General features: G+C 63.3%; 3 protein-coding genes. 1 reads left to right on the forward strand and 2 read right to left on the reverse strand.

Annotated elements, in window-relative coordinates; translation table 11 throughout:
* Together DTW90_RS36870 and DTW90_RS36875 are read right to left on the reverse strand one after the other, a co-directional pair.
* A partial coding sequence (locus DTW90_RS36870; RefSeq protein ID WP_149345052.1) for a biotin/lipoyl-binding protein occupies window positions 1-338 on the reverse strand: 338 nt, incomplete at its 3' end.
* Window position 339: 1 nt separating this feature from the next.
* The gene (locus tag DTW90_RS36875) at window positions 340-1,404 is read right to left on the reverse strand and encodes an efflux RND transporter periplasmic adaptor subunit (RefSeq protein WP_149345054.1); all 1,065 of its coding nucleotides are present in this window, start codon (window positions 1,402-1,404) and stop codon (window positions 340-342) included.
* Between the two features lie 176 nt (window positions 1,405-1,580).
* Between DTW90_RS36875 and DTW90_RS36880 the strand changes: the two genes are divergently transcribed.
* Window positions 1,581-1,764 (forward strand): TetR family transcriptional regulator (locus tag DTW90_RS36880; protein WP_149345055.1); only part of this gene is annotated, 184 nt, incomplete at its 3' end.

Consider the following 1,764-nt stretch of genomic DNA (forward strand, 5'->3'; position numbering starts at 1 on the left):
GCCTGGGCATTGCGCAGATCGGCCTCCGCGCTCCTGACCGCGAGCTGGAGGCTCAGAGGATCGATCTCGGCGAGGACATCTCCCTTGTGCACCAGGTCACCGACATCGACCTTGCGAGACGCAATTCGTCCAAGAACACGAAACGCCAAATCGGTCTCGATGCGGGCGCGCACAACGCCAGGCAAGCTTGGCACTTTGTCCTGTTCAGCGGCGGCGACCACGACTTTGACAGGACGGGGAGCGGCCTGCTCTGCTGCGACGGAATTCTGATCGCAGCTTGCGAGAAGCGACACTGACAGAAGAAGCGGGAGAGCGGTGCATATGCGATTGAGTGTCATCTCACTTGCCTTCCCAGGCGACCGCCTGGCCTTCCCTAAGGAACTTTCCGCCTTCGGTGACGACCAGGTCGTCGGGGGCGACGCCACTGCTCACGACGAAATCGCTCTGGCGGTATCGGCCGAGCGCAATCTTGCGGAGCGAAACGGAATGGTTTTGGGTGTTGACGAGCCACACGGCGGGTTCGCCTTCGGCCGATGCGATCGCGGTATAGGGCAGCACGATTCCGTCGCGCAGCGAGGCGCGGAGCTTGCCCACCACAGGCGTTCCGAGCGGCCATGGCGCGCCGTCCTGGAGGCCTACCTTGATCCGGATCGTACCTGCCTTGGCGTCTATGACAGGCGAGACTTCGCGTATCTTGGCATGGAGATCGCGCGAGGGGTCGGAGACCGGTGCGACGTCGACGTCGTTCAGCGGTGGGCCATCCAGAAAGAATGCCTCGAAGACGTCGAACACCGCATCCCGCGGTCCGTCATGGGCGAGCGTGAAGGCCGACTGCGCTGCTGATACCACCTGCCCGGCTTCGACGCCGCGCGCCGTGATGATACCGTCCGCAGTGGCCTTCAGCTCGGTGTAGGACAGCGCGTCCTCCGCCGTCGCCAGCGCCGCCTCGGCGGCCTCGAGCGAGGCTTGCGCACTCAGCAGCTCCTTTTGCGCATCGTCAAAGATCGCCCGCGGAGCTGCCTGCGACCGCAGGAGCGACTCTGCCCGGTCGAAGGCCAGCTTCTTCTGCGCAAGAACGGCCTGCGCCGAGTCCAGTGCGGCGCGGGCGACGCTGACGTCGGCCTGTTGTTCCGTGTCGTTGAGCCGCGCCAGAATTTCGCCGGCATGGACGTGCGATCCGACGTCGACCTTTCTCTCGAGCACGCGGCCGCTGACGCGAAACGAGAGCTCGGTCTGAACGCGCGCTCTCACCTCGCCGGTGATCTCGGCTCCCGGTTGGTAGCGGGTCTCCGTCGCCGCAACGACGCGGACCTGCTGCTGCGGCGGCGCTACTTCAGCTTTCTCGTCGCAGGCAGCCAGCGCTGCGCAGGCGAGACCAATTCCTAGCAATCGAAAGGACTGCATTTTGTGCTCCGGTAGGTTTTGAGACCGTGACGGGCGGGCGTTCAATGCCGCGTCGGCCAATCGATGTCTCGGACTAGCCCATGTTGACAGCGCCCACTTAAGGAATAAAGTTGCCGCTGTCAACTTCATTTGCGAAAAAAGTTGACATGAGCAACTTCGAAGCTTAGATCGACGGTATGAGCCAAGACATTTCCACAACGGACACGCGTCCCTATCACCACGGCGACCTGCACAAGGCGATCGTAGAGGCTGCGCTGGACGCTCTGAGCGAGTCGCAGAGCACCGAGTTTTCGCTGCGCGAGCTTGCCCGTCGAGCGGGCGTCAGCCACAACGCCCCGTACAAACACTTCGCCGACAAGC

The organism is Neorhizobium sp. P12A, from assembly GCF_008365395.1.
Taxonomy (GTDB): Bacteria; Pseudomonadota; Alphaproteobacteria; order Rhizobiales; family Rhizobiaceae; genus Rhizobium.